The 22,577-nt window shown below is 61.7% G+C and carries 16 protein-coding genes and 1 tRNA gene; 6 read left to right on the top strand and 11 right to left on the bottom strand.

Annotated elements, in window-relative coordinates:
- Positions 1–89 precede the first annotated feature (89 nt).
- The gene (locus tag HZC36_06010) at positions 90–1,325 is read left to right on the top strand and encodes a c-type cytochrome (protein ID MBI5706527.1); all 1,236 of its coding nucleotides are present in this window, start codon (positions 90–92) and stop codon (positions 1,323–1,325) included.
- 313 nt (positions 1,326–1,638) lie between these two features.
- Here the strand turns inward: HZC36_06010 and HZC36_06005 are convergent, their stop codons facing one another.
- The 10 genes from HZC36_06005 to HZC36_05960 form a co-directional block, all read right to left on the bottom strand.
- Entirely contained in the window at positions 1,639–2,337 is a 699-nt protein-coding gene (locus tag HZC36_06005; GenBank protein MBI5706526.1) for a hypothetical protein, read from the bottom strand.
- A 145-nt stretch (positions 2,338–2,482) separates the two neighbouring features.
- On the bottom strand, positions 2,483–3,700 hold the full coding sequence (rocD, locus tag HZC36_06000; GenBank protein ID MBI5706525.1) for an ornithine--oxo-acid transaminase: 1,218 nt from the start codon (positions 3,698–3,700) through the stop codon (positions 2,483–2,485).
- A 93-nt stretch (positions 3,701–3,793) separates the two neighbouring features.
- Positions 3,794–4,879: an exo-alpha-sialidase gene (locus HZC36_05995; protein ID MBI5706524.1), complete on the bottom strand. Its 1,086-nt coding sequence runs from the start codon at positions 4,877–4,879 to the stop codon at positions 3,794–3,796.
- Between the two features lie 31 nt (positions 4,880–4,910).
- Positions 4,911–5,837, bottom strand: a complete 927-nt coding sequence (gene mazG, locus HZC36_05990; GenBank protein MBI5706523.1) for a nucleoside triphosphate pyrophosphohydrolase — start codon at positions 5,835–5,837, stop codon at positions 4,911–4,913.
- On the bottom strand, positions 5,837–6,808 hold the full coding sequence (locus HZC36_05985; GenBank protein ID MBI5706522.1) for a peptidyl-prolyl cis-trans isomerase: 972 nt from the start codon (positions 6,806–6,808) through the stop codon (positions 5,837–5,839). The genes mazG and HZC36_05985 overlap by 1 nt, the downstream gene beginning before the upstream one ends.
- Before the next feature lie 106 nt (positions 6,809–6,914).
- Complete coding sequence (locus HZC36_05980; protein MBI5706521.1) at positions 6,915–7,802, bottom strand: electron transfer flavoprotein subunit alpha/FixB family protein; 888 nt, start codon at positions 7,800–7,802, stop codon at positions 6,915–6,917.
- Positions 7,802–8,539 (bottom strand): electron transfer flavoprotein subunit beta/FixA family protein, encoded by a 738-nt coding sequence (locus HZC36_05975; GenBank protein MBI5706520.1) that lies wholly within the window; start codon positions 8,537–8,539, stop codon positions 7,802–7,804. Before HZC36_05975 ends, HZC36_05980 begins: the two co-directional genes overlap by 1 nt.
- 134 nt (positions 8,540–8,673) lie before the next feature.
- A complete protein-coding gene (locus HZC36_05970) occupies positions 8,674–9,684 on the bottom strand; it encodes a glycoside hydrolase family 130 protein (GenBank protein ID MBI5706519.1) in 1,011 nt (336 codons plus the stop codon).
- A gap of 193 nt (positions 9,685–9,877) precedes the next feature.
- Positions 9,878–11,488: a beta-N-acetylhexosaminidase gene (locus tag HZC36_05965; GenBank protein ID MBI5706518.1), complete on the bottom strand. Its 1,611-nt coding sequence runs from the start codon at positions 11,486–11,488 to the stop codon at positions 9,878–9,880.
- Positions 11,489–12,159: 671 nt separating this feature from the next.
- Positions 12,160–14,169, bottom strand: coding sequence for a S9 family peptidase (locus HZC36_05960; GenBank protein MBI5706517.1), 2,010 nt, complete (start codon positions 14,167–14,169; stop codon positions 12,160–12,162).
- Between the two features lie 671 nt (positions 14,170–14,840).
- On the opposite strand from HZC36_05960, the gene HZC36_05955 reads away from it, so the two are divergent.
- The 5 genes from HZC36_05955 (at position 14,841) to HZC36_05935 (ending at position 21,171) form a co-directional block, all read left to right on the top strand.
- A tRNA-Ile gene (locus HZC36_05955) sits at positions 14,841–14,913 on the top strand.
- A 392-nt stretch (positions 14,914–15,305) separates the two neighbouring features.
- Positions 15,306–16,271 (top strand): metallophosphoesterase, encoded by a 966-nt coding sequence (locus HZC36_05950; protein ID MBI5706516.1) that lies wholly within the window; start codon positions 15,306–15,308, stop codon positions 16,269–16,271.
- 211 nt (positions 16,272–16,482) lie between these two features.
- Entirely contained in the window at positions 16,483–17,814 is a 1,332-nt protein-coding gene (locus HZC36_05945; protein ID MBI5706515.1) for an ADP-ribosylglycohydrolase family protein, read from the top strand.
- A 1,243-nt stretch (positions 17,815–19,057) separates the two neighbouring features.
- Complete coding sequence (locus tag HZC36_05940; protein MBI5706514.1) at positions 19,058–20,200, top strand: hypothetical protein; 1,143 nt, start codon at positions 19,058–19,060, stop codon at positions 20,198–20,200.
- Positions 20,201–20,460: 260 nt separating this feature from the next.
- Positions 20,461–21,171 (top strand): SDR family oxidoreductase, encoded by a 711-nt coding sequence (locus HZC36_05935; GenBank protein MBI5706513.1) that lies wholly within the window; start codon positions 20,461–20,463, stop codon positions 21,169–21,171.
- Between the two features lie 134 nt (positions 21,172–21,305).
- On the opposite strand, the gene HZC36_05930 is transcribed toward HZC36_05935, so the two are convergent.
- Positions 21,306–22,433 carry an aspartate--ammonia ligase gene (locus tag HZC36_05930; protein ID MBI5706512.1) on the bottom strand — a complete coding sequence of 376 codons (1,128 nt, stop codon included), beginning with the start codon at positions 22,431–22,433 and terminating at the stop codon, positions 21,306–21,308.
- Positions 22,434–22,577: the final 144 nt, after the last annotated feature.

Below are 22,577 nucleotides of genomic sequence, written 5' to 3'. Positions count from 1 at the left end.
GTACCCATCCTGCCCTCTTGCTCGGCGAGAATATCGGCTTTGAGTGACCCTACGGGCGCTCAGACCGTCTCTTTCCTGGAGATCGCCACGTGCCCGACGAACCCAAAACTAACGCCTTCGCCAAGGGCCTATCTCAAAGCCTGATCGTCCTTGTCCTGCTTCAAGTGGGGCTTGGCGTGCTGCTTCACTCCAGGTACACGCCCAACGTGGCGGGGGCGCACGAGAGCGTCTCCCAAATGCGGAACGAGGCGCTCACGCGTTGGCTTGTCGGCGTCCACTTTTGGGGCTCGGCACTTCTGCTGGCACTTTCGGCGCTGACCGTTCTCGCGCTCGCGTGGTCCGGGAGGTTCAAGGAGAGCGCTCGGGTCTGGTATGCGAGCTTGATGGTGGCGATGGGGGCGTTTTTGCTGCAAGTCACCGGCAACCTGCTCCCGATGGACCGTCACGACGTTCAGACCGCCATCGCCGAGGCGGGAGTCGCCTACCGCCTGCCGATCATGGGGCCCACGGCCTCTGAGTTTCTTCTCCAAGGCTCGGCCCTTGGCGAACCGACGCTTGCGGGCTGGTATTTCGCGCACCGATGGGTGCTGCCGTGCCTCGTTGGGCTGGGCGCCCTGCTGCTGCTTCCGGGAAGCTGGAAGTTGAAGGGAACCGCCTGGATCGCGTTCTTTCCGGCGGCGATGGCGGCGGCGCTGGGAATTCTCTTGGGCGCGCCAACCGGCTTTGCCGCCACCCCGGATGATTTCGCGATGCAGACCGCGACCGTGAGCTGGTACGCCTGGCCGATGCACGGCGCGCTGAAGGCCACCGACGCATGGCTGCACCAAGGATGGATCGGGGCGGCGCTCGTGCCCGGGTTGCTTGGCTGCTTTCTGGTGCTTCTGCCCTGGATCGGCAAGAAGTGGCCGATAGGCGCTTGCCGGGTGACGCTGTTTGCGTTTGTGGCCTTCTTTGGCGTCTCGGCGGCCCTCTTCGGCGGGAGGACCGCGCCCCTGACCGGCAACCAGGACGTCGAAATCAGCCTTTCGACGGGCGTGCCGCGCAGTGGCGACACCGAGAAACCGGATGCCGAGATGGCCGCGAAGGGCTTCGAAGTGTTCTCCAAGGCGGGGTGCACAGGGTGCCACGGAAAGAACGGCGAGGGCGCTGGGCCCTATCCGAACCTGCGCAAGCTCGCTGCGCGAAACCCGGACCCGGTCTGGCTGGAGAGGTTCATCACAAAGCCTGACAGCGTTCGCCCTTCCAGCAAGATGCCTGGCTTTAAGGGTCTGGGCGCCGAGAGGATCAAGCAGATCGTCGCTTGGATCCGAATGCCGAAGGAGTGAAGGGATTGACGATTGACGATTGACGAAAGACGATTCGGAAACTACGAATTACGATTTTCGAATGACGAATGTCGAGTGGCGATTGTCGGATGACGAATCGGAGTTTACGATTTACGACTTTCGGATGACGAGGGCCGAAAGACGCATGAGGCGCTGTACCCCCTCGCCCATCGTGGGAGAGGGTCCGTGAACGAAGTGAACGGGGGTGAGGGGCTCCCGGCTTCGCGTTCCTTTGCGCCTTGGCCTCTTTGCGAGAGGTCCAAAAGCAGGCTGCCACAGCCTCCAAGTATCCCGTGCCACCAATCAGCGCTCCCTAGCACCCGTCCGGCGGGGGTGGAGGGGCTTCATACGTTCGAGACAGGACGATCGGTGTGGCCAGATTGGTCGTCGTGCCTGCGGTCAGCGTGGGAATCGGCGCTCGGCAGGCCAACTCCAGGGGAGTGTAGTGCTTGACGTTGTACTTGTATGCCTTGTAGTAGCCGCTTGAGATGCTCGCTGGGCGGAGTTGGAAGGTCACCGCGGACGGATCGATCGCCAGCGTGAAATTGCCCGAGGCGTTGGTCGTGGCCGTGCCGATGACCGTTCCGCCGATGTTGTAGAAGTCGATCACCACGCCCGAGATGCCGCCGGCGGTGTCGTTCTGCTGAACGCGCCCCTTGAGGGTTGCCTGGTTTGCCACGACGGTCACGCTGGCGGTCTTGAACTTGGTGGGGTCCGCAATGCTGGCGGCTGTCACCGTGGTGCTGAGTGTGCTCGCCGTGTAGGTCGCCTTGCCCACGCCCGTCGCGTTGAAGCTGCCCGTGGGCGCCGACCAGGAAACCTCTTGATTCGCGGATCCCGTCACGGTCGCGACAAAGTCCACTTGGCCGTTGGGACCCACGGTCGCGGAGGTTGGAGTTAGGGAGATCGATACGCCACCGCCAGGGCTGGGGCTTCCGCCGCCGCCACATCCGAGAAGCAGCAGAGCCAGGAGGCACAACAACGGAAACAGAACGGGCCAGGAATGACGCATTTCGAACTCGGACCGGATTATGGCGCAGATTGTTCTCCGCCCACGCCCGGCCTCCTAGCGGTTTGACTCCTGAAGAGGCCCGTTGGGTTCGGCGAATGTGATCGGCAACCTTGCCCTAACGTCGAAAACGAGGCAGTTGCCAAGGCTAGTCCAGGACCTTGGCGAGCTGATCAAGGGCCCACTCCAGGTCGGACTTCTCGATCATCAGCGGCGGTGTCAGGCGCATGGTGGAACTCCGGGTGTCCTTGGTTAGGACTCCCAGCGAGGCCAGTTCTTCACAAATCGGATACGCCTTCCCGAACTCTTGCCTGATCTCCACGCCGATCATGAGGCCCCGGCCCCGAACCTCCTTGACCTTGCGGAAGCTTTGGGTGCGCAGTTCGGCCATGAGCCAATCGCCGAGCTCCGTGGCGCGGCGCTCGGGGTGCTCCTCCTCGATGTATCGGAGCACGTCGATCGCAACGGCGCAGGCAAGGGGGTTGCCTCCATAGGTGCTCCCGTGAGAACCTGGCCGGAAGACCTCCATCACGTCCCAGTTGGCAGCGACCGCAGAGATCGGCGTGATCCCGGCGCCGAGCGCCTTACCCATCAAGATGAGATCCGGTTCGATACCCTCGTGCTCACAGGCGAAGACTTTGCCGGTCCTGCAGAATCCGGTCTGAATCTCGTCGGCGATCAGTAGGACATTTTCGCGAGTGCAAGCCTCGCGAAGCGCCTTCATGTATCCGGGTGGCGGGATGTTGACACCGCCCTCGCCCTGGATCGGCTCGATCAGCACGGCCACGGTGTTCGGCGTAATGGCGCCCAACACCGCCTCCAAATCTCCATATGGAACCCTAGCGAAACCGTCGGTGTAGGGTCCGAAGTTCTGTTTGGCCTCACCCGGGTCCGCGAAGCTCACGATCGTGGTCGTGCGGCCGGCGAAGTTTCGCTCGAAGGTAATGATCTCTGCTTTCCCTTCCGGCACGCCTTTCTTCTCGTAGCCCCAACGTCTGCTCAACTTTATCGCCGTTTCGACGGCCTCGGCGCCGGTCGTCATCGGGAGGACCGCCTCTTTGCCACAAAACTTGGCAAGGTGCTCACAGAACACGCCAAGCTGATCGTTCATGAAGGCGCGGCTCGTTAAAGTTAGTTTGTCTAGCTGTTCGTGCGCCGTCTTGAGGAAACGCTCCGGCGAGTAGCCCCAATTGAGCGCGCTGTATCCCGATAGGCAATCTAGGTATCTCTTGCCGTCGGCATCGGTGACCCACGCACCCTTCCCTTCGACGATCACCACGGGCAACGGGTGATAGTTGTGCGCTGCCCAGCGCTCTGTGAGCTCGATGTGGTGCTGTGATAGGGATTCGGTGTGGGTGGTTTGCATGGCGGCTCCGTCGACGTTCTGCACGGACTATTTTGACATGGCCGGGTCCCATCGGGCAGGGCCTGCCAGGACCGCGAACGACGCCCTCCTAAGTTATCGGTCCTTGGTGACAAGGTCCTTCAGCCGAAAGCGCACGCTCACGATGTACGGCTCCTCTCCCTTGTCCCAATGCCCATAGGTCGTGGCCACGAAGGCCCCGTCGAAGACCCGCTCCAACCCTGGATAGCCGCAGTCCCAACTGTCCTTGTTGTCGAGCAGTCGTACTCGGAAATCCCCTGGCTTGGCGGCGGAAAGATCTTCGTAGCGTCCCACCCAGGCCACAAAGTCGCCCTTCCAGGCATCGTCCGCCATGCTGCGGAACACGGCGACCAGTCGGCCGTCGGCAGCGTAGCGCAGGGTGTGGCGATCGCCGGTCAAGTCCCAGGCCAGAGCCTTGGGCTCTGACCAAGACTTGGCCTCGTCGTTCGAGGTCATCAGATAGCTGCGCCCAGTGCGGCGGTTCTCTCTGAGCAGCATCGCGATCTGCTCTCCCTTTGGAGAGCGGATGACGCCTGGTTCACATAGGTGCAACTCCGAGCCAGACCAGATGGCCTTGGGAAAGGCCCAAGTGAGGCCGCCATCGTGCGACAGCGTCTGGTAGAGCGAGAAGGTCTTCGTGGCTTTGCCCGAGTTGGAAAAGAACCGTCCGTCGTCGTGGAACCAGGCAGCGTAATCACCGTTCTTTAGGCGCTCGACCGAACCCATGACCACGATGCCTCCCCAATCTCCTGCGGGCCTTAGCGGACTCCAAGAGCGGCCATCGTCCTCGCTTGCGGCGAGCCGCGCAGGATAGAGACCAGACCAGACGATGAGGCGCTTCTTTCCCGATTTGGGATCGATGACCCGGTGGATCGTGGGTGTTTCAAGGCTGGTCGCCCAGTTCTCAGGCAACGGTAGGCGAGAGCTCCATGTCTTTCCGCCGTCTGGGCTCCTCTTGAAGACGATTGCTCCCCGGCCATGTCCCCTTGGATACACGGCGAGAATTGTCCTCTGGTCCTCAAGCAGAAGGGTACTGACGTGCCCCAGATATTGGCCCTGCTGGCGGTCCACGACGATCTGGCGCGACGTCTCGCCGGCTAGATCGACCAGGATCGGTTGGTCCTTGGCCGTCACAAGCAGACCGGCTAGTGCAGCGAGCATGAATGGATGTTACTTGATGCCCATTTGGCCGTCACTCGAAAGAGGCCTCAGCCGACTTGGCCCGCTCCCAGAGGCCGTCCCATTCCTTCGGCGACAGTTCACGAAGCGGCTTCGTCGTCGCCACCTCCATCGCTCTGAACCTGGACTCGAACCTGAGCACCATCTGCCTCAGCGCCTCCTCAGGCTCCACGCCTGTCCAGCGAGCGATGTTGACAGCGGTGAAGAGCAGGTCGCCGATTTCCGCAGCGATGGCATCTGAGGAGCCCCTTCCTTGTTTCGGCTCGCCGAAATGAGGGTAGGGTTTGGGTGGGGGACCTTCCCCCTCACCCGGTTCGCTTCGCTCACCGACCTCTCCCTCAAGGGGAGAGGCAGATTGGCGGATCGCCTCCTTCAGCTCCGCGACCTCTTCGTCCAGCTTGGCGAATACGGCGTCCAGATCGGGCCACTCGAACCCCACCCTTGCTGCGCGCTTGCTGACCTCAAAGGCCCTGTGCAACGCCGGAAGGCTCTTTGGAACGCCCTCCAAGATCGACGCAGGTTCGCCCGACTTTTCTTCTTGTTTGATCCTGTCCCAGTTCCTCAGGACCTCGTCGGCGTCCTCGACTCTTAGGGGCCCGAACACGTGCGGGTGCCTCCGGATCAGCTTCTCACAGATCGACGCGGCAACATCCCGAGACGAGAACCGCCCGTCCCTCGCTTCCATCTGCGCGTGCATGATCGGCTGCAGCAGGAGGTCGCCGAGTTCCTCTCGCAGCTTGTCTGGATCGCCGGAGTCGATGGCGTCAAAGACCTCATAGCACTCCTCCAGCAGGTGGCGCTTCAACGTCTCGTGGGTCTGTTCCTGGTCCCACGGGCAGCCGCCCGGGCCGAGCAGGCGGTCCACGATGGCGACGAGCCGCGCCAGTTCCTGGCCTGTCTGAGAATCAAGGGCGAGATCGGAGCCGGGTTCTGGCGCCATCAACCCCCGGAGCCCGTCTTGGCAGTGCTTTGGACCTCCATCAGCTTGGCGTAGATCGAGGCAAAGTCCTTCTGTTTGATGTCGACTTTGGACTTCAGCCGGAACTCGCCGAGGAGTTTTCCAAGGTCGATTTTCACGCGCCCGCTGGTCAGCATGAGGTTCTTGCGTATTGTCCGCTTGAGCCTGGCATCCAGCGTCGCGACCTTCTCGGGGGTCACGTCATCGAGGTAGAAACGTACCGAGTTCTTCTGGAACTCGACCCACCCGGTCGATTCGCCGATGCGTGTGGCCTGGATGGCCTTGGCGATCGGCTCGGGCAGCGTCGTCAGGGCGACTGAGCCATATTCGCCGCCGCTCACTCGAGAGATGTCGTCGCTGTATTGGCGCGCCACCTCGGCGAAGGCCTTTCCTGCCTTGAGCTCGGCGTCCACCTTGTCCCGTGTGCCGGCGTCCGTCGCCACGATGACCCTCAGCTTATAGAGCTTGGGTGTGGTGAATGAGGCCAGATTGTCCTTGTAGTGCTTCTCCACCTCGAGGTCGGTGACGGTGATCCCCTGGGTTTGAAGCTTGAACGAAAGCAGGTCGAACCGCACCCGGTCTTTGAGCTCTGCGTCGGTGCGGCCCTTGTCCTTCCAGTCCTTGACGGTTTCCGGGAAGTCGGCAAGGTAGTTCTGAAGTTCGGCGTTGACTTCGGGCTCGGAAGGCACCGCGTTGCGTGCCTTTGCAAGCTGCGTCATCATGCGCTGGGTCATGAGTTGGTCGAGCGCCAGGAAGCCCGCCGGAAAGTTGAAGATCATGTTTCGGAACCTGGAGTAGGGCTCCTTGAGGTCCATGTACTCCATGTAGCGGTAGTACTCGGCGGCCTTGATTTCCTCACCATTGACAACGGCGATGACCCGCGCCGGGTCGATCTGGCCGAGGCCAAGGGACGAAACGGCGACGGCGACGACGAGAAAGACGGACTTTAGCAACCAGGCCTCCACAGGACCCCGCGCGAAGGCGAGTACTCCATGTTATCAAACGAACGGGACCGCGTGAAGTGATCCCAAACGCCGACGATTGAGGATACTCGAACCGCTATCCCAGCTTACTCCTGAGCTCAGGAATCGCCTGGTAGAGGTCCATCACGAGCCCGAGATCCGCAATTTCGAATATAGGAGCTTGGGCGTCGGTGTTAATCGCGACGATCGTCTTGCTGTCCTTGATGCCCGCCATGTGCTGGGTGGACCCCGAGATTCCTGCCGCAATGTAAAGCTCCGGCGCAACGATCTTGCCTGTCTGGCCCACCTGAAGCTCGTTCGGCGCGATTCCGCTGTCCACTGCGGCGCGCGTCGCGCCGACGGCGCCTCCGAGCGCGTCAGCAAGGCCCCCGATCACCTGCTCGAACGTGGCGGCGTCTTTGAGCGGCCTGCCACCGCTTACGACGACGCGGGCCTGCGAGAGATCGGGTCTGCCGCCATGCTTTCCGGACGACGCGATCCGCTTGGTGGCGCCGGCCAAAGAAAGGCTGACTGACTCCGGGGTAGGTTCGGCGCCAGGCGAAAAAGCATAGCCCGCCGAGCGGAACGTGAGCACGACAGGAATTTGCAGGACCTCGACGGTCTCGACGAGTGAACCGGCAACCACCGGGCGCTTGAAGACGGTTGCGGATACGGTCTCGGCCACGTCGGTGATCATGGGCGCTCCCATAAGCGCCGCCATCCGCGGCAAAACGTCCTTGGCTTGCATGGAGGTCAGCGCAGCAACGTGGCTATATCCCTTGGCGATCTCGGCGAGGGCCGGCGCTAGGGCATCAGCAAGTGGGGCCTCCGAGAGCCCTGCAGCCATGAGCCGCGAGGCGCCGGTTCCCAGCTCCGGTTTGCCGTTGAGCACGAGGATGTCGTAGGGCTGCCCCAGAGACTGCCCGAAGGCGGCGGCGCGTTGGGAGTCCGAACCCTGAAAAGCGATCAAGAGCGTCTTGGACATCAGAGGCACCCCCTATCCTTGAGCGCGGCGACGAGTTCATCGACCGACCCGACCTTTCGGCCCGCCGCCCGTGGGGGCGGCGCTTCGAAACGTAAGCTCCTCGTCATTGGGGTCGGATTTGTCGTGGAGGGGCGCCTTTCGAGAGGCTTGCTGCGCGCCTTGATGATGCCGGGCAGGGCCACATACCGCGGCTCGTTGAGTCGAAGATCTGCGGTGATGACGCATGGGAGTGGAAGCTCCAGGGTCTCCGAACCGTCATCGGTTTCGCGCGTCACCGTCGCCTTGCCCCCGCCAATCTCGATTTTCGAGGCGAACGTGGCCTGGGGCCAGCCGAGCTTGGCGGCGAGCATCGGGCCCGCCTGCGCGTTGTCGTCGTCGGTGCCCTGCTTGCCCATGAGGATCAGGTCAGGCTTCAACTCGCTTGCCAAGGCTGCGAGTTCGCCCGCCACGCCGGCAGAATCAAACTTGCTTGGAGATTCGATCAGAATGGCCGAGTCGGCCCCGATGGCGAGTGCCTTGCGGAGCTGCTCTTCGCTCTCCCCACCACCGATCGAAACGGCGACCACCTCAGCGCTTGGGTCGCGCTCTTTGATGCGAACGGCCTCTTCGAGGGCGATTTCGTCGAAGGGATTGATCTCGCACTTGATCGAGGAGAGGTCGAGCCCGCTGCCATCGGGAAGCGCGCGCACCTTGGCATAGGGGTCAGGTACGCGTTTGACGGGGACAAGGATTTTCATGGGAATATGCCGCGCTACGGCGGCCGCGCCCCGTCGCTCGGAGGGTTCATTTTACCGGAGGCGGGTTCGCTCGGTCGCATCTCCCTCCCCAACCCCTCCCTCATTTACGAACCAAAACGAGGGCGGGGCTTTCCTCAAACCTCACTATTCGCCTTGATGTACTCCACGATTTCCTGCACGTAGCCGAACGCCAGGCAGGTCACCGTGTCCGCGCCGCCATAGTAGACTGCCACCTTGCCGCTCGGCGCGTCGCAGAGCGCCGCGCACGGGAAGGTCACGTTCGGCACATCGCCGACACATTCGTAGGGCATCTGAGGCGAGATCAGGTACGGCGCACAGCGGGCGACCACCTTCCAGGGCTTGTCCAGATCGAGCAGCACGGCGCCCCAGCTATAGACATAGCCGTTGCAGCTTGTGAGCACGCCGTGGTGGAACATCAGCCAGCCCTCACTGGTCTCGATCGGCACGGGACCGGCGCCAATCTTCGTGCTCTCCCAAGGCTGCTTCTGGCGCATCACCCACCGGTGGCGGCCCCAGTGGATCATGTCTTCGCTCTGAGAAAGGAAAATCTCGCCGAACGGCGTGTGCCCGTTGTCGCTGGGGCGGCTGAGCATCATGTACCGCCCGCCGATCTTCCTCGGAAACAGCACGCCGTTTCGGTTGAACGGCATGAGCGCCGTCTCCAGCATCGTGAAGCACTTGAAGTCTGTCGTGTAGCCGATCCCTATGCTGGGCCCGTGAAATCCGCTGCACCAGGTCACCCAGTAGCGGTCCTCGATCCAGCAGACGCGCGGATCATAGCCGTATTGCGGCGGCTCGATCTCCGGGTCGGCGTACTTCCACTGGATCGGTTCATGGTCGAGGTTCCATTTGTAGCCGTCGTCGCTGAAGCCGGCATGAAGCACCATCTCGCGGCGGCGGCTGTCGCAGCGGAACACTCCCGCGAACTTGCCCTCGAACGACACGGCGGCGCTGTTGAAGATGCTGTTCGAGCTAGGAGTCGCGTCGCGCGGGATGATCGGGTTCTTGCTGTAGCGCCACACGGGCCGGCCGAAGTCCCCCTGGCTTTGGCCACTCTGGGAGCTTGGGCGATCCTCCCAGGGGAGGTTTGGAATGGCAGAACCGACGACTTTGACGCTGGACATGGTTAATGGAAGGGTTACCCGAAATGGAGCGATTGGAGCACGATGTGTGGTTCGACTTGGGTGAGGTTCTGGCACGTAGAACAGACCTGTCGCACGAAGGCCGAAGGCCTGGATTGGGGGCCGCGGCATCAGAACGTTGGCTCAGGCCCGAGGGGCCTATCCGGATGTCCATTTGTCCTTTTGTCCCGTATTTCTACTTCCCCCCGGGACCATCCAGAGCCCGATAGTTGACGTCCATGATCCTGAACCGCTCGAGTTGGGCATTGAGCCGAACGAGGAAGTCCGGGTAGTTCCGAAGCTCCTTTTTCGACCACACCACCTCGGCCACCGCGCAGCCCCGCGGGAAGGTCATGTACTCCAGGTGTTTGGGGTGAGGGATAAACTCGGTCCAGAGTTGGAACTGTCCGCCCAGGATGAACTTTGCCTCTTCTGCGGATAGCTCTGCAGGCACAGGCTCGAAGCGGTAGACCACTTCGAGCGGCAGGAAGCCGCCGATCGCCTTGGGTTCTGCCTTTGTGTCCTTGCTTTGATAGTAGTCGAGGTAGGTGTAGGTGGTCGGGGCCATCACCACCTCGTGCTTGGCCTTGGCCGCGGCGATGCCGCCATCCATCCCTCGCCACGACATCACCGTGGCCTTGGGGGCGAGCCCGCCCTCCAGGATCTCGTCCCAACCGATCAGCCTTCGCCCTTTCGAGGAGAGATAATCATCGAACTGCTTCACGAACCAGCTTTGCAGTTCGTGCTCGTCCTTTGCCCCGACTGAGGCCATCTTCTCTTGCGCCTTGGGGTTGCTTTTCCAGGGCGTTTTGTCTACCTCGTCGCCTCCGATATGGATCCACTGAGATGGAAACAACTCCATCACTTCATCCAGCACTTGTTTCAAAAACTTGATCGTATCGTCTTCCACATTGAAAACGTTGTTCCAGATACCAGACTTGGACTTATCGCCGAATTGGAGAATCTGCGAGAGGTTGCCGAGCTCGGGGTAAGCGTCGATGGCGGCCTTGGCATGTCCGGGCATTTCGATCTCGGGGATGACCGTGATAAATCGCTTGGCCGCGTAGGCCACGATTTCGCGAATGTCGTCTTGGGTGTAGTAGCCGCCAGGCTTCTGATTGATGGAGCGAGTCGCCCCCTTTGGGTTCATCTCCGAGAAATCCGAGCCCGAACTGCGCCCCGTCAGCCCGGGGAACCGTTTAATCTCGATGCGCCATCCGGTGTCGTCGGTGAGGTGGATATGGAAGCGATTCAGCTTGTGGAACGCCATAACGTCCAGGTATTTCAGCACGAACTCTTTGGGCATGAAGTGCCGGGCGGAGTCGATCATCGCGCCGCGCCACCCGAACCGAGGGCTGTCCTCGATGTGCACGCAACCCACGGTCCACGAACTCCGCGAGGCAGGCGCCTTCCGAAAAATGTCTGCCGGGAAAAGCTGGCGCAGGGTCTGGATGCCGTAGAAGACGCCCACGGGCTTGAGCGCGCGAACCTCGATCCGATCCTTTTTGACGGTGAGCCGATACCCCTCATCGCCAAGCCCAGACAGTCGCTTGTCGAGCTTCAGGTCGATGGTGTTTGGGCCGGTCTCTCGGGTTAACGGCATGTCGAAGCCGGTTGCCGGCGCGAAGTAGCTGCGAGCGAATTCGCCAACGGCCTCCGTGTCCTTGTTCACCGCGATCCGCGTGGACTGGTTGAGTTCGAAAGACCCTTCTGCAGGTTGGATGGAACTGGGTTGTGGGATCACGGCAACTTGCGCTCCGCTGATGGCGGCTCCGGCAACGGCGATGCTGACGAAAGGCTTCTTCATGGCGTCCTCGGTGACGCTCTCATTATGCCGGGCGCGGCTTCATTGGGGCTTTCACGCGGAGGACGCGGAGGTCCACAGGGCGCGCAGGGCTATTCGGTAGCCGCCGGTTCCGTGCCGGCGAGCTTGGAGCATTCTCGCAATGGACGCAGGGTAGCGCAGTGGACGCAGGTGTCTGGTTGGTGGCCGTGTCGCCTGCCTCGGCAGGTCGCAGTTCCGTGCCGGCGAGCCTTCGTCCAAGTGCTTTCACACAGAGACGCCGAGGTCCGCAGAGGGCGCAGACGTTGGACCGTAGCCGCCGGTTCCGTGCCGGCGAACCAGCGTCTCAGACTCGTTGAGCACCCCCCTCACCCGGTTCACTTCGTTCACCGCCTCTCCCCAAGGGGCGAGGTGAGAAACGCCCTCTCACCCTGTCGCGAAGCGATAGGGGGAGGAGGTTAGGGGTGGAGGTTCCGAAACGAAGAAGTTGGGTTTAAATGCCCCCTCACCCGGTTCACTTCGATCACCGCCTCTCCCCAAGGGGCGAGGTGGTTCTCTGGCTCAGGCCTCAGGCCCCGCACCCCGGACCCCGGACCTCAGACCTCAGACCTTCAGGAGCGACACGCGATGCGCGATACGGAATGAGTCCGTTAGCCCCCCGGGCCTCAGACCTCGGACCCCGGACCTTCTTCCCCTCACCTCTTGTGCTTCTCGAACCACGCCATCAGATAAAGCTGCTGCATCAATTGATGGCTCGGCCGGCGCCAGCCGTGGAACTCATCAGGCATCCGCACCAGCAGCGTGTCCTTCTTCAAGAGTTTCATTGCCCGATAGAACTCCTCGCTCTGCGAGATCGGCGTCCTCAGGTCGGCCTCGCCGGTCATCACCATCGTCGGCGTCACCACGTTGCTGACGTACGTGAGCGGCGAGCGCTTCAGATGGTCCGTGGGGTCCTCCCAGGGCAGCTTCTCGAACTGGTCGTACCAGAACCGTCCTCCGTCGGTGGTCCCGTTGAAGGAGATCCAGTCAATCACCGGGCGCATCGCGCACGCCCCGGCGAACCGGTCGGTGTGCCCTACAATCCAGGCGGTGAGGCACCCGCCCCCGCTCCCCCCGCAGACGAAGAGGTTCTTTGGGTCGACCCATCCCTTCGCCACGGCCGCGTCCACACAGGCCATCAGGTCGTCATAGTCCTTGCCCGGATAGCTGTATTGGATGCCGTTCACGAAGTCCTGGCCGTAGCCCGTGCTGCCGCGTGGGTTCGTAAAGAGGACGCCGTAGCCCTCTGCGGCCCAGTTCTGGAACGGCCAACTCCAGCCGATGCCGTACATCGACCAAGGCCCCCCGTGAATCCAGAGCACCAGCGGGAACTTCTTCCCTTCCTGATAATTGGCGGGCTTGACGAGCCAGCCTTGAACTTTCAGGCCGTCTTTCGAGGTCGCCCAAAGCTCCTCCGCCGTAGAGAGACTGACCCCCGACAGCACGTCCTTGTTGACGTCGACCAACTCCAGCATATCGCTCGCACGCCGAAGGCTGAACACGCTCAAGACTCCGGGATTCGTGAAGGTCGAACGGACCGTCGCGACGGTTCCATTGTCGGAGAGCGAAAAACCTCCGAGCTGCTGGACACCCTTGGTGATCTCCGAGATCTTGCCCTCGAGCGAGACGAACCAGAGGTTGGTGCTGCCCTCTTTGCCCATCAGGAAGTAAACGCCCGAACTGTCGGGCGCCCACGTCGCCCCTGACGGTGAGTTGGGCAGGCCTGTGGCGAGCACCTTCTTCCCGGCGCCTTTCGTGTCCATCAAGTAAAGGCTCGAAAGGTGGCTCGTGAAGTCCTTGTGATCGAATCCCGTGTAGGCGATCCATTTGCCGTCCCGGGAGACCGTGGGACCGCTGTCGGGGCCCTTGCGATCGGTGAGCGCGGACATCGCCCCGGTCTGTGCCTCGATGGCATAGATCTCGCCCGCTCCCTTAGTCCAGTCATCGTCCGGCACCTTGGTGGCCGAGGCGAACAGGGTCTTGCCGTCCTTGGACCAACTTGGCGAACCGAAGGAGAAAGCCCCGCTCGTTACCTTGCGTGGCGTGCCGCCAAGAATGGCGTCGAGCACATAGATCTGGCTCGTTCCCGGTTGAGTTGGCCCAACGCCATCTTGCCCCCAGGAGAGCCGATTCACCAGCGTCGGAGGTTTCGCCCATGTGGCCCCGGCGGGCCGCTCGGGCAGCTTGATCGCCAGGATCGGATCGCGGTCGGGCTCAAACTGGGTGTAGGCGAGTTGCCTGCCGTCTGGCGACCAGACCACGCCGCCCGGCGTGCGTTCGCTGTTGGTGAGCTTGGCGATCTCGCGCGTGTCCAGCCACATTACATAAAGCTGGGTCGTGCCGTCCCGATCCGAGAGGAACGCGATGCGCTTGCCATCGGGCGACCAGACAGGGCCGCTGTCCCGCCAGCCGCCCTCCGTCAGCTGCCGGGTTCGCTCGCCTTTGGCATCGGTGATCCAGAGGTTGCTCGCCGAGGAGTCCTTGACTTTGTCAATGCCGGTTCGCGTAAACAGGACGCTGGTGCCGTCGGGGGAGATCTGCGGGCTGCCGACCGATTCCATCTCGAAGAACGTGTCGCGCGTCAGCAGCTTCGATTGGGAAAATCCGGCATTCGCAAGCGACAGGATGAGGAGGCACCCGCCAAGGAATTTGACTGTTCGATTCATGCGCTACGGATTCTGCAGGAGCCCCGGTATTCCTGCTGAAAAGTCGCGCACCTTTTGCCCCGCGATCCTGGCCAAATCGGGAGCCCTCACCTGCGAGTTAGGCTTGGGTGCGGCGACTTGCCAGGCAGAACACCACATTCTTGAAATTCGTCGTGAACAAAATCGCACAAGCCTCGTCAAACATTCTTGCCGCTTCGGATGGGTGGTCTTCGGACCTCTCGTCGGAAGCGCCCTGGGGCATGGCCCAGGCTAAGGGTAAGCGGCGGTAACGTCGTGAAAGGGTCGGGCGCTCATCCCGGCCGCCTCATCGCAAGGTGGGGACCGCTATGCAAGCTGAGGCTCCTCAGACCTCCGAACCGCAAGTCGGGGGTTGATCCTGAAGGCCGGAGCTTAGGACCGACGGCAAGTGCAGAGGTCCGCGCGAGGATCGCTCCTCGCAAGGCTCCCGCGAAGGGCTCAGGGGTGAGAGCCGAAGAGTAGGGATGTTTGTTCGACCGTTCCGCCGGTAGAGCTTCATTCCAGTCGCTCGGGTTTCGGGTTCCGATGACATCGGGGCACGCCGTCCGGGACGATCGTCCGGTACCCGCGGTACGGGGAAGGGCAGAATGGCGCGGCGCATTTTGTGCCTAACAAGGTACGGAACGCCAGGCCGCGCGCGTCGTTCGAGCAACATGTGAATAGCTCAGTGGATAGAGCAGTCGCCTAATAAGCGATAGGTCTCCGGTTCGAGTCCGGATTCGCCTGCAAAGCGAAAGAGCGGCCCGCACAAGATGAAAGCAGCCTTTTTCCTCCGGCTTCGGCCAGGGAGGAGCGTGAGGGATCTCGCAAGGTCCCTGACGTAGAGTCGTGAAAGCGCGGTGTTTCCCGTAGCCGGGATTCAGCGGGGGTTAGCTGCCCTCGGCCGTCGGAAGCGGCATAACAGTTTTGTGCGATAGAGGGAGCCGAACCTCTGAAAAAAGTCGGCGGCTGAGGCGCTTGCCTGGTTACGGCTCACAACGGGCCAGGCGGACAAAACGGCGAAACGATAATGCCGTCAAAGAGTGGCCGAGGCGCAGCCAAAGTCTAGGGCTGTTCCAACGACTGTTCTCCTTCTTCCCTGAAAAGGGAAAGGAGGGAGCACGGTCGAATTCGATGCCGTGAAAGACGGCCGACAATCCCCTTCGAGCAGACGCTCCTTCTTGAAAGTTGCGGGCGCGGGCGCACTTTGCGCCCTGACTCCAGCGAATTCCCTGGCCCAGTTCGGCCGTTCGCCCCAACGCAAACGATCCTTGCGGGTGGCGCACCTCACCGACATCCACCTCCAACCTGAGCTTCATGCCGCAGAGGGCATGGAAATGTGCTTGAAGCACGCGATGGAGCAGAAGCCGGACCTCGTGGTCTATGGCGGCGACAACATCATGGACGCGCTCACCGCCGACCGTGACCGGGTGAAACTTCAGTGGGACCTGTTCAAGAGCGTGCACAAGGCCAACAGCCACGTCGAAAGCCACTACTGCTTTGGCAACCATGACGTCTTTGGCTGGGGCGCTCGCGAGCGATTCAAAACCGACCCGCTCTTTGGCAAGCGTTACACCCTCGACGTCCTGGAATACGAGCGGTCCTATCACAGCTTCGACAAGGGGCCGTGGCACTTCGTCATCCTCGACAGCATCCAGCCCAAAGAGGGCAACGGCTATGTGGCGGGACTGGACCCGGAGCAGTTCGACTGGCTGAAGGCCGACCTGGCGACTATCCCCTTGTCTCGTCCCGTTCTGGTCGTCTCACACATCCCTATTGCAGCGGTGTGCACACTCCTTGGCAGCAATGTGGTCAAAGACGGCGCCCACTCCGTTTCCATTTCCTCGATGCATGCCGACGCGAAGCCGCTCAAAGACCTCTTCGCCAAGCACCCCAACGTCAAGCTCTGTGTGAGCGGGCACATCCACCTCGGCGACCGTCTGGAGTATCTGGGAGTGACTTACGCCTGCAATGGCGCGGTGAGCGGGGGATGGTGGACCGGGCCGAACCAGGAATTCAAGCCGGCCTATGCGCTCCTCGACCTCTATGACGACGGCACCTTTGACCGGCAGCTGGTGGAGTACGGCTGGGTCGCCAAGCCCTGACGGCAAAGCAGCGGAGCCACCTCGCCCCCCCCCGGGAGAGGTCGGTGCTTGCCCCGGTTCCATCGGGGAGCGCAGCGAACCGAAGATCCCGCGCCTTACGGGACCGGGTGAGGAGTACGGTTGTGGCGACATGCGATGCGCGATGCGAATGGCGGATCCCAAGCCAAAGCCCTAACAGCCAAAGCCGACGGCGGTGGGCCATGATGGCAAAGTGGACCGCACGTGGCTGTACCTTTCTCGCGACGACCTCCTGACCGAACGCCTGCAGGCGGAGCAGGAAGGGATTGATCTCTCACCCTTTGTGGCCGAGTTTGACTCCCTCTTGAGCCAGGAAGAACCCGACCAACGCCGTGCCGAAGCACTTTTGGATGCGATTCAGACTGAGCCGATACGGGAGGGCTACCCGTTTGTGGAGCCCAACGACCTGCAGAACATCCGAGACGAGTGCGCAATGCCAGTCCCGACCTCGGACCTCGGACCTCGGACCTCAGGCCTCGACCTCGACCGGCTCCACGGCACCTGGCTCGGGCGGTGCTGTGGGTGCATGCTCGGCAAGGTCACCGAAGGTTGGCGTAGACCGACGATGGAGGGCTTTTTGAAGGACACGGGCCAGTGGCCGCTCCGCGGTTACATCTCGAAAGGGCCATCCGAGGAGATCAGAACGAAGCACGGTGTTGCTGGACGACGTTTCTGGATCGACGACCATCGCGAGATGCCCGAAGACGACGACCTGAACTACACGGTCAGCGGGTTCGAGATATTGAGGCGCTATGGGCGCGACTTCACGCCAGACCAGGTGGCGCAGTTCTGGATGTCCGACATCCCGATCCTGCACGTTTGCACCGCCGAACGCGTGGCGTACAAGAACTTCGTCAATGGCGTGCTGCCGCCTGCTTCGGCGAGCTTTCGCAATCCCTATCGTGAGTGGATCGGAGCCCAGATTCGGGCGGACTTCTGGGGTTACGCCAATCCCGGCGAGCCGTGGAAAGCCGCCGAGTTCGCCTGGCGCGATGCGAGCATCAGCCACGTGAAGAACGGCATCTACGGCGAGATGTGGGCGGCCGCGATGATCGCGGCGGCGTTTACCGCCGAATCGCCCCAAGGAGCCATCGAGGCGGGCCTGGCGTGCATTCCGCAGAAATCGCGGCTTGCGGATGCCCTCAGGCGCGTCATCGCCTGGCATGGAGAGGGTATCGACGCCTCGGAAGCTCAGCGGCGCATCCACACCGAGTGGGACGAGACCCGCTCGCACGACTGGTGCCACACAATCTCGAACGCGATGATCGTGGCTATTGCCCTGCTCTGGGGCGAAGGCGACTTCGGCAGGACCCTCTGCCTGGCCGTGGAGACCTGCTTCGACACCGACTGCAACGGCGCGACCTCGGGTTCGGTGTTAGGCGCGATGCAGGGAGCGTCCAAGCTTCCGAAACAGTGGACCGAGCCCCTGCACGACACCCTGGAAACGGGGGTTCAGGGCTATCACCGCGTGAGCATTAAGGGAATGGCGGAAAGGACGATGGAGCTAACCAGAAGAGAATCATGACCTATTTGTCACCTTTCTTCATTCGAACTTGGAGTTTGGTGAATCGTCAGGTTTTGTGGAGTAATCAGCATGATCGCAATTCTATTCCTGCTGGCGGTTGTCTCTGGTCAGGATACGGGCTGGCCGCCCAGAGACAGAGTGTTGGGCTATCGGCCCACCTGGGTTCCGAGCGTGGCAAAGGAACTACCCGTTGTTGTCTCCAACTGCGGAAGCGACTCCTATCGGGGTTATAGCTCCGTTCGCTCCACGTTCGTCCTCAAGAAGCCCCTCGCTCATGTGAATAAGGCGCTCTCACAAGAGTTTGCAGTTGTCGAACTCGAGTCATCGGACGGAAGAGTCGTTCATGGCACCCGGGTCCTGTCTGACCGGTTCATGGCGGTGAGTACGTCAGCGGGCCGGCTTGTGACCCGGCAAGAACCAACGGGTTCCCGAACGGAAACTGAAGATCGCGATTCCTACTCGACGATCGTGATCTATGAGCGACCGCTCTACGTGGGGCCAATGCCAAGGAACTGGCCCACTCCAGCGAAGAACGGCCTGAAACTCCCCAGGCGCGCGACGTACCCGCCACTTGCCGAGACCTCACGTCCACCGGATTCGTTTCATCGCCAGATCGCCTCAGCCGCTGTGGGCTACAGAATGCTGTGGGTCATCAAGGAGCCGATTGTATCTGCCGGGCCTCGCATAAGGGCTGCAATCGAGGGAAAGGGGAAGTGGAAGATCCGTTCAGAATCGAGTTTCCGAGACTCCAGCAGTGGCTTCTGGGCCGAGGACTATCCTGGTCCAAAGACAGGACGCCAAGACAGCCGGGACAACCCTCCACGGATAACCCGAATTCACGTCTATGAACGAGGAGACGCCGAAGTACCCAAGGGGTACACCATAATCGACGCGGATTGGTGGGATGGAAGTCTGTCGGATGCGCGTTGGCGCATCAGAGGGTAGAAATTCGTGGCTTGTAGAGCGGCCTTACGAGCCTAAGCAGGCAATGTACTCCTAACCAGGTCTGCGTCCTTCGCTCCAACAGGTCAGCCCGATGGGCCGCCCCTCGCTATCAGTTTCTTTCGGCTAGCCTGTGAATTGAACCTGCACAGGGCGACTCAAACTTGTCTTTCAATCTTGATCCAATTGTCCAGATTCATTTTCGTATCAGCGCGGCGATCCTGGTCCTCCCTTTCACATCGGAGGACAATCCATGCGTTCTGCTCCACATCGAAAGAGACGCCTCATCATCACCTCACTGGTGACCCTCGCAACCTTGGGTGTGTGGGGGGCGGCCGTGGGCGGCATTCCGCCCAATGCTCCCGCCGCCGAGACCTTTGTCGTGTTCGGCTTCAACGACCTGGGCATGCACTGCATGAACCAGGACTTCTCCAAACTCTGTATTCTGCCGCCCGCCAACTTCGTCCACGCGCAGGTGGTCCGGCGCGGCGAGAGCCCAGAGGTCATGACCAGCGACGTCACCGTCCGCTACTCCATGCCCGGCAACACCAAGTCGAGCACCAAGACCAACTTCTGGAAGTACGACGTGCCCCTCTTCGGCGTCGACCTTCCCAACGACATCGGGCTCTTCGGCACCGGGCTCTCTGGCAAGATGGCCAAGACCGGAAACGGCGACTTCTGGGCCCCCGGCATCCCGATCACGCCCTTGCTCGATACTGGAAGACTCGACCCCTACCAGCTTGCAAAGATCCAAGTGACGTTCAACGGCTCGGTCGTGGCCTCGGCGCAACCGGTAGTCCCAGTGTCGTGGGAGATCCGGTGCGATCTTTGCCACGGTGGGGCGACCCTCCACCCGGAGATCGACATCCTGAAGAAGCACGACGCCAAGCACGGAACCAACCTGATCAACCAGCAGCCGGTGCTTTGCGCCAAGTGCCATGCCGATCCTGCGCTCGGAGCACCTGGCGCCCAGGGCGTCTCGACGCTGTCCAGTGCCATGCACGCTTCTCATGCGACGCGAATGGCCGGGACGAAGCTTGCCAATGCATGCTACGCGTGCCATCCTGGCCCCCAGACGCAGTGCTTGCGCGACAACCACTCCGCTCGCGGCATGAACTGCAATTCCTGCCACGGCAGCATGGCCATGGTGGGCGACCCGAGCCGAGTCCCTTGGCGCGATAACCCCAAGTGTGGCGATTGCCACAACGTGCCTGGCCACGAATATGAGGAGCCAGGCAAGCTGTTCAAAGAGTCGAAGGGCCACGGCGGGATCCTTTGCGCCTCCTGCCACGGATCGCCCCATGCGATCACGCCTTCGACGAACCCGCGCGACAACGTGCAGGCCATCGCCAAGCAGGGCTACGCCGGCACCATCAACAAGTGTACGGTTTGCCACACCAAGCAGCCGGAGCACGCCTTCTTCCATCGGCGCGACGATGACTGATCGGCGAGCCTACTGACAACCCTCCTTTGATCCTATGGGTGGGCGCCTGCCCCGGCGCTCCACCCCTTTTTTTTTGTTGGGGGGAGAGTGGAAGTGAGGAAGGGCGGGTCGGCGGAACTTGGTGGGATGAGGCGATGAGGAGATGAGCACCGTTTCCGCCGAGCTTGCCCCGATGATTCAGGGTTCCGTGCCTGCGCTGTTGGGTGGAGGGAGTCACGCTAGCTGCATCGCTTGGCTCGTCCACGGGTACCCTGCCGCCTATGTTGAGGCTGGATGGCCAGGTAGCTCTGGTGACGGGCGGTGGGACGGGTATTGGCGCCGCGATTGCATTTGTGCTTGCAGAGGAGGGTGTGAAGATCGTCCTTTGCGGTCGAAGGGCCGAGCCCCTCGCCGAGGTTGCCGATCGGTTGATAACCGATTCGCTCTGCCTGGTTTGCGACGTCCGGGAGGCATCGCAGGTCGAGAGGACGGTGGCTCGGGTGGTGCAGCAGTTCGGCAGGCTCGACATCCTGGTCAACAACGCCGGCATCTTCCAGTCGGTCCCGTTTGAAGAGACAAGCACCGAACAGTGGGACGCCATCCACGACACGAACCTGCGCGGGGCGTTCCTCTTCTCCAAGGCCGCGTGGCCGCACCTCAAAGAATCAAAGGGCCAGATCGTCCAGGTCAGCTCGATCGCCGGAAGCCAGGGCTTCAGCGGCTGCTCGGCCTATTGCGCCAGCAAGCACGGCCTCAACGGGCTTTCGGAAGTCCTCACGATCGAGGGCAAGCCGCACGGCATAAGAGTTCTCTCCGTATGCCCGGGATCAGTGGATACGCCTCTTTGGCAAGCGCTGGAAACCGACGATGTGCTTGAGCGCATGATGCGCGTCGAGGACATCGCCGAGCTCTGCCGGTATCTGGTGTGCTCGCCTCGGAACATCGAGCACGGCAAGCACATCATCACGAACTACCAGAGTCCGTGGGGATGAGCCCCTCCCTTGGTTTGCGCAGCTCCCCGTTTGAACCGGGGCAGGCACCAGCCTCTCCCACAAGGGGCGAGGCGAGATGAGCCCCTCCCTTGGTTTTGCGAAGCGAAACTGAGGGAGGGGTTGGAGAGGGAGACCTACTGAATCACGTAGATGTTCTTCTTCTCGCAGATGTCCCTTAGTTGCTTCGGCCACACGGTCACGCTGACCTCGCCCAGGTGCGCCTTGCGCAGCAGCAGCATGAGCACCCTTGACTGCCCGATGCCGCCGCCGATGCTCAATGGGATCTGGTCGTTCAGGATCGCCTGGTGGTAGGGCAGCTTCAGGAAGTCCTCCTGGCCCGTGATCTTGAGCTGCTCCCTCAGCGTGTCCTTGGTCACGCGGATTCCCATCGAGGAAAGCTCGTGCCGGCGTTTGGTCACCGGGTTCCAGACCAGGATGTCGCCGTTCAGGCCGTGCATTGGGCGGCCGTCTTTGCTGACGGTCGGCGTGACCCAATCGTCATAATCCGCCGCGCGCATCTCGTGCGGATACCCGTCGTTCAGCACGTAACCGATCCCGTAGATGAACACCGCCGGATATTTCTGCAAGATCTGCGTCTCGCGCTGCTTGCGGGGCAGGTCCGGATACATGTCCAGAATCTCCTCGGCGTGCAGGAACTTCAGCTCGTCGGGCAGCTCGGGGTATCGCGGGTCCTTGAGCTGCGGATACATCTCGAGCGCAAACTTCTCGGCGCCGCGAAGCACCTTCCAGATCTTCTGGATGATGTCGGTGAGGAAGTCCAGGTTGCGCTGGTCGGCGGTCATCACGCGCTCCCAGTCCCACTGGTCGACATACGCGCTGTGGTCGTGGTCGAGGAAGTAGTCCTTGCGCACGGCGCGCATGTCGGTGATCAGGCCCTCGCCGACGTCCATGCCGAAGGTCTTCAGCGCCATACGCTTCCACTTCGTGGCCGCCTGCACGACCTGCGCCTCGATGCGCTTCTCCAGGCCGAGCCCGCATGGGAAATCAATCGGCGTGCGCGAGCCGTCGCGGTCCAGATAGTCGTTGACGCCGCTGTCCTTGTCCACGATGAGCGGGACCTCGACGCGAATGAGGTTGAGCTCCTTGCACATGCCGTCCTCGATGTACCGCTTGACGGCGGCGACGGCGATCTGGGTCTCTTTGGGAGACAGCAGGGAGCGGTAATCGGTGGGAAGGATGCGTTCGATCTCTTCGTACGTGCTGATGCCCGGACCGGCGAGATCCGCCGTCTTGTTCGACAGAGTTTGCGCCATTGCAGCTCTGTGTTTACCCTGGATTGCCTTCCTCGGTGGACCGTTATGGTGTTGTTCTAAGGATCAAAGTGCTATATTACATACGTTAACGTAAAGATTCACCAGCACATCCACTCCTACAACAGTAATTCT

The sequence above is a fragment of the Armatimonadota bacterium genome (genome assembly GCA_016223145.1).
Taxonomy (GTDB): Bacteria; Armatimonadota; Fimbriimonadia; order Fimbriimonadales; family Fimbriimonadaceae; genus Nitrosymbiomonas.
This window is presented reverse-complemented; position numbering and strand designations above follow the sequence as displayed.

What these genes read in the sequence shown, in the direction of transcription:
- HZC36_06005 (MBI5706526.1), bottom strand. Translation starts at nt 2,337, where the DNA reads ATGCGTCATTCCTGGCCCGTTCTGTTTCCGTTGTTGTGCCTCCTGGCT.
- rocD (MBI5706525.1), bottom strand. Translation starts at nt 3,700, where the DNA reads ATGCAAACCACCCACACCGAATCCCTATCACAGCACCACATCGAGCTC.
- HZC36_05995 (MBI5706524.1), bottom strand. Translation starts at nt 4,879, where the DNA reads ATGCTCGCTGCACTAGCCGGTCTGCTTGTGACGGCCAAGGACCAACCG.
- mazG (MBI5706523.1), bottom strand. Translation starts at nt 5,837, where the DNA reads ATGGCGCCAGAACCCGGCTCCGATCTCGCCCTTGATTCTCAGACAGGC.
- HZC36_05980 (MBI5706521.1), bottom strand. Translation starts at nt 7,802, where the DNA reads ATGTCCAAGACGCTCTTGATCGCTTTTCAGGGTTCGGACTCCCAACGC.
- HZC36_05975 (MBI5706520.1), bottom strand. Translation starts at nt 8,539, where the DNA reads ATGAAAATCCTTGTCCCCGTCAAACGCGTACCTGACCCCTATGCCAAG.
- HZC36_05970 (MBI5706519.1), bottom strand. Translation starts at nt 9,684, where the DNA reads ATGTCCAGCGTCAAAGTCGTCGGTTCTGCCATTCCAAACCTCCCCTGG.
- HZC36_05965 (MBI5706518.1), bottom strand. Translation starts at nt 11,488, where the DNA reads ATGAAGAAGCCTTTCGTCAGCATCGCCGTTGCCGGAGCCGCCATCAGC.
- HZC36_05960 (MBI5706517.1), bottom strand. Translation starts at nt 14,169, where the DNA reads ATGAATCGAACAGTCAAATTCCTTGGCGGGTGCCTCCTCATCCTGTCG.
- HZC36_05935 (MBI5706513.1), top strand. Translation starts at nt 20,461, where the DNA reads ATGTTGAGGCTGGATGGCCAGGTAGCTCTGGTGACGGGCGGTGGGACG.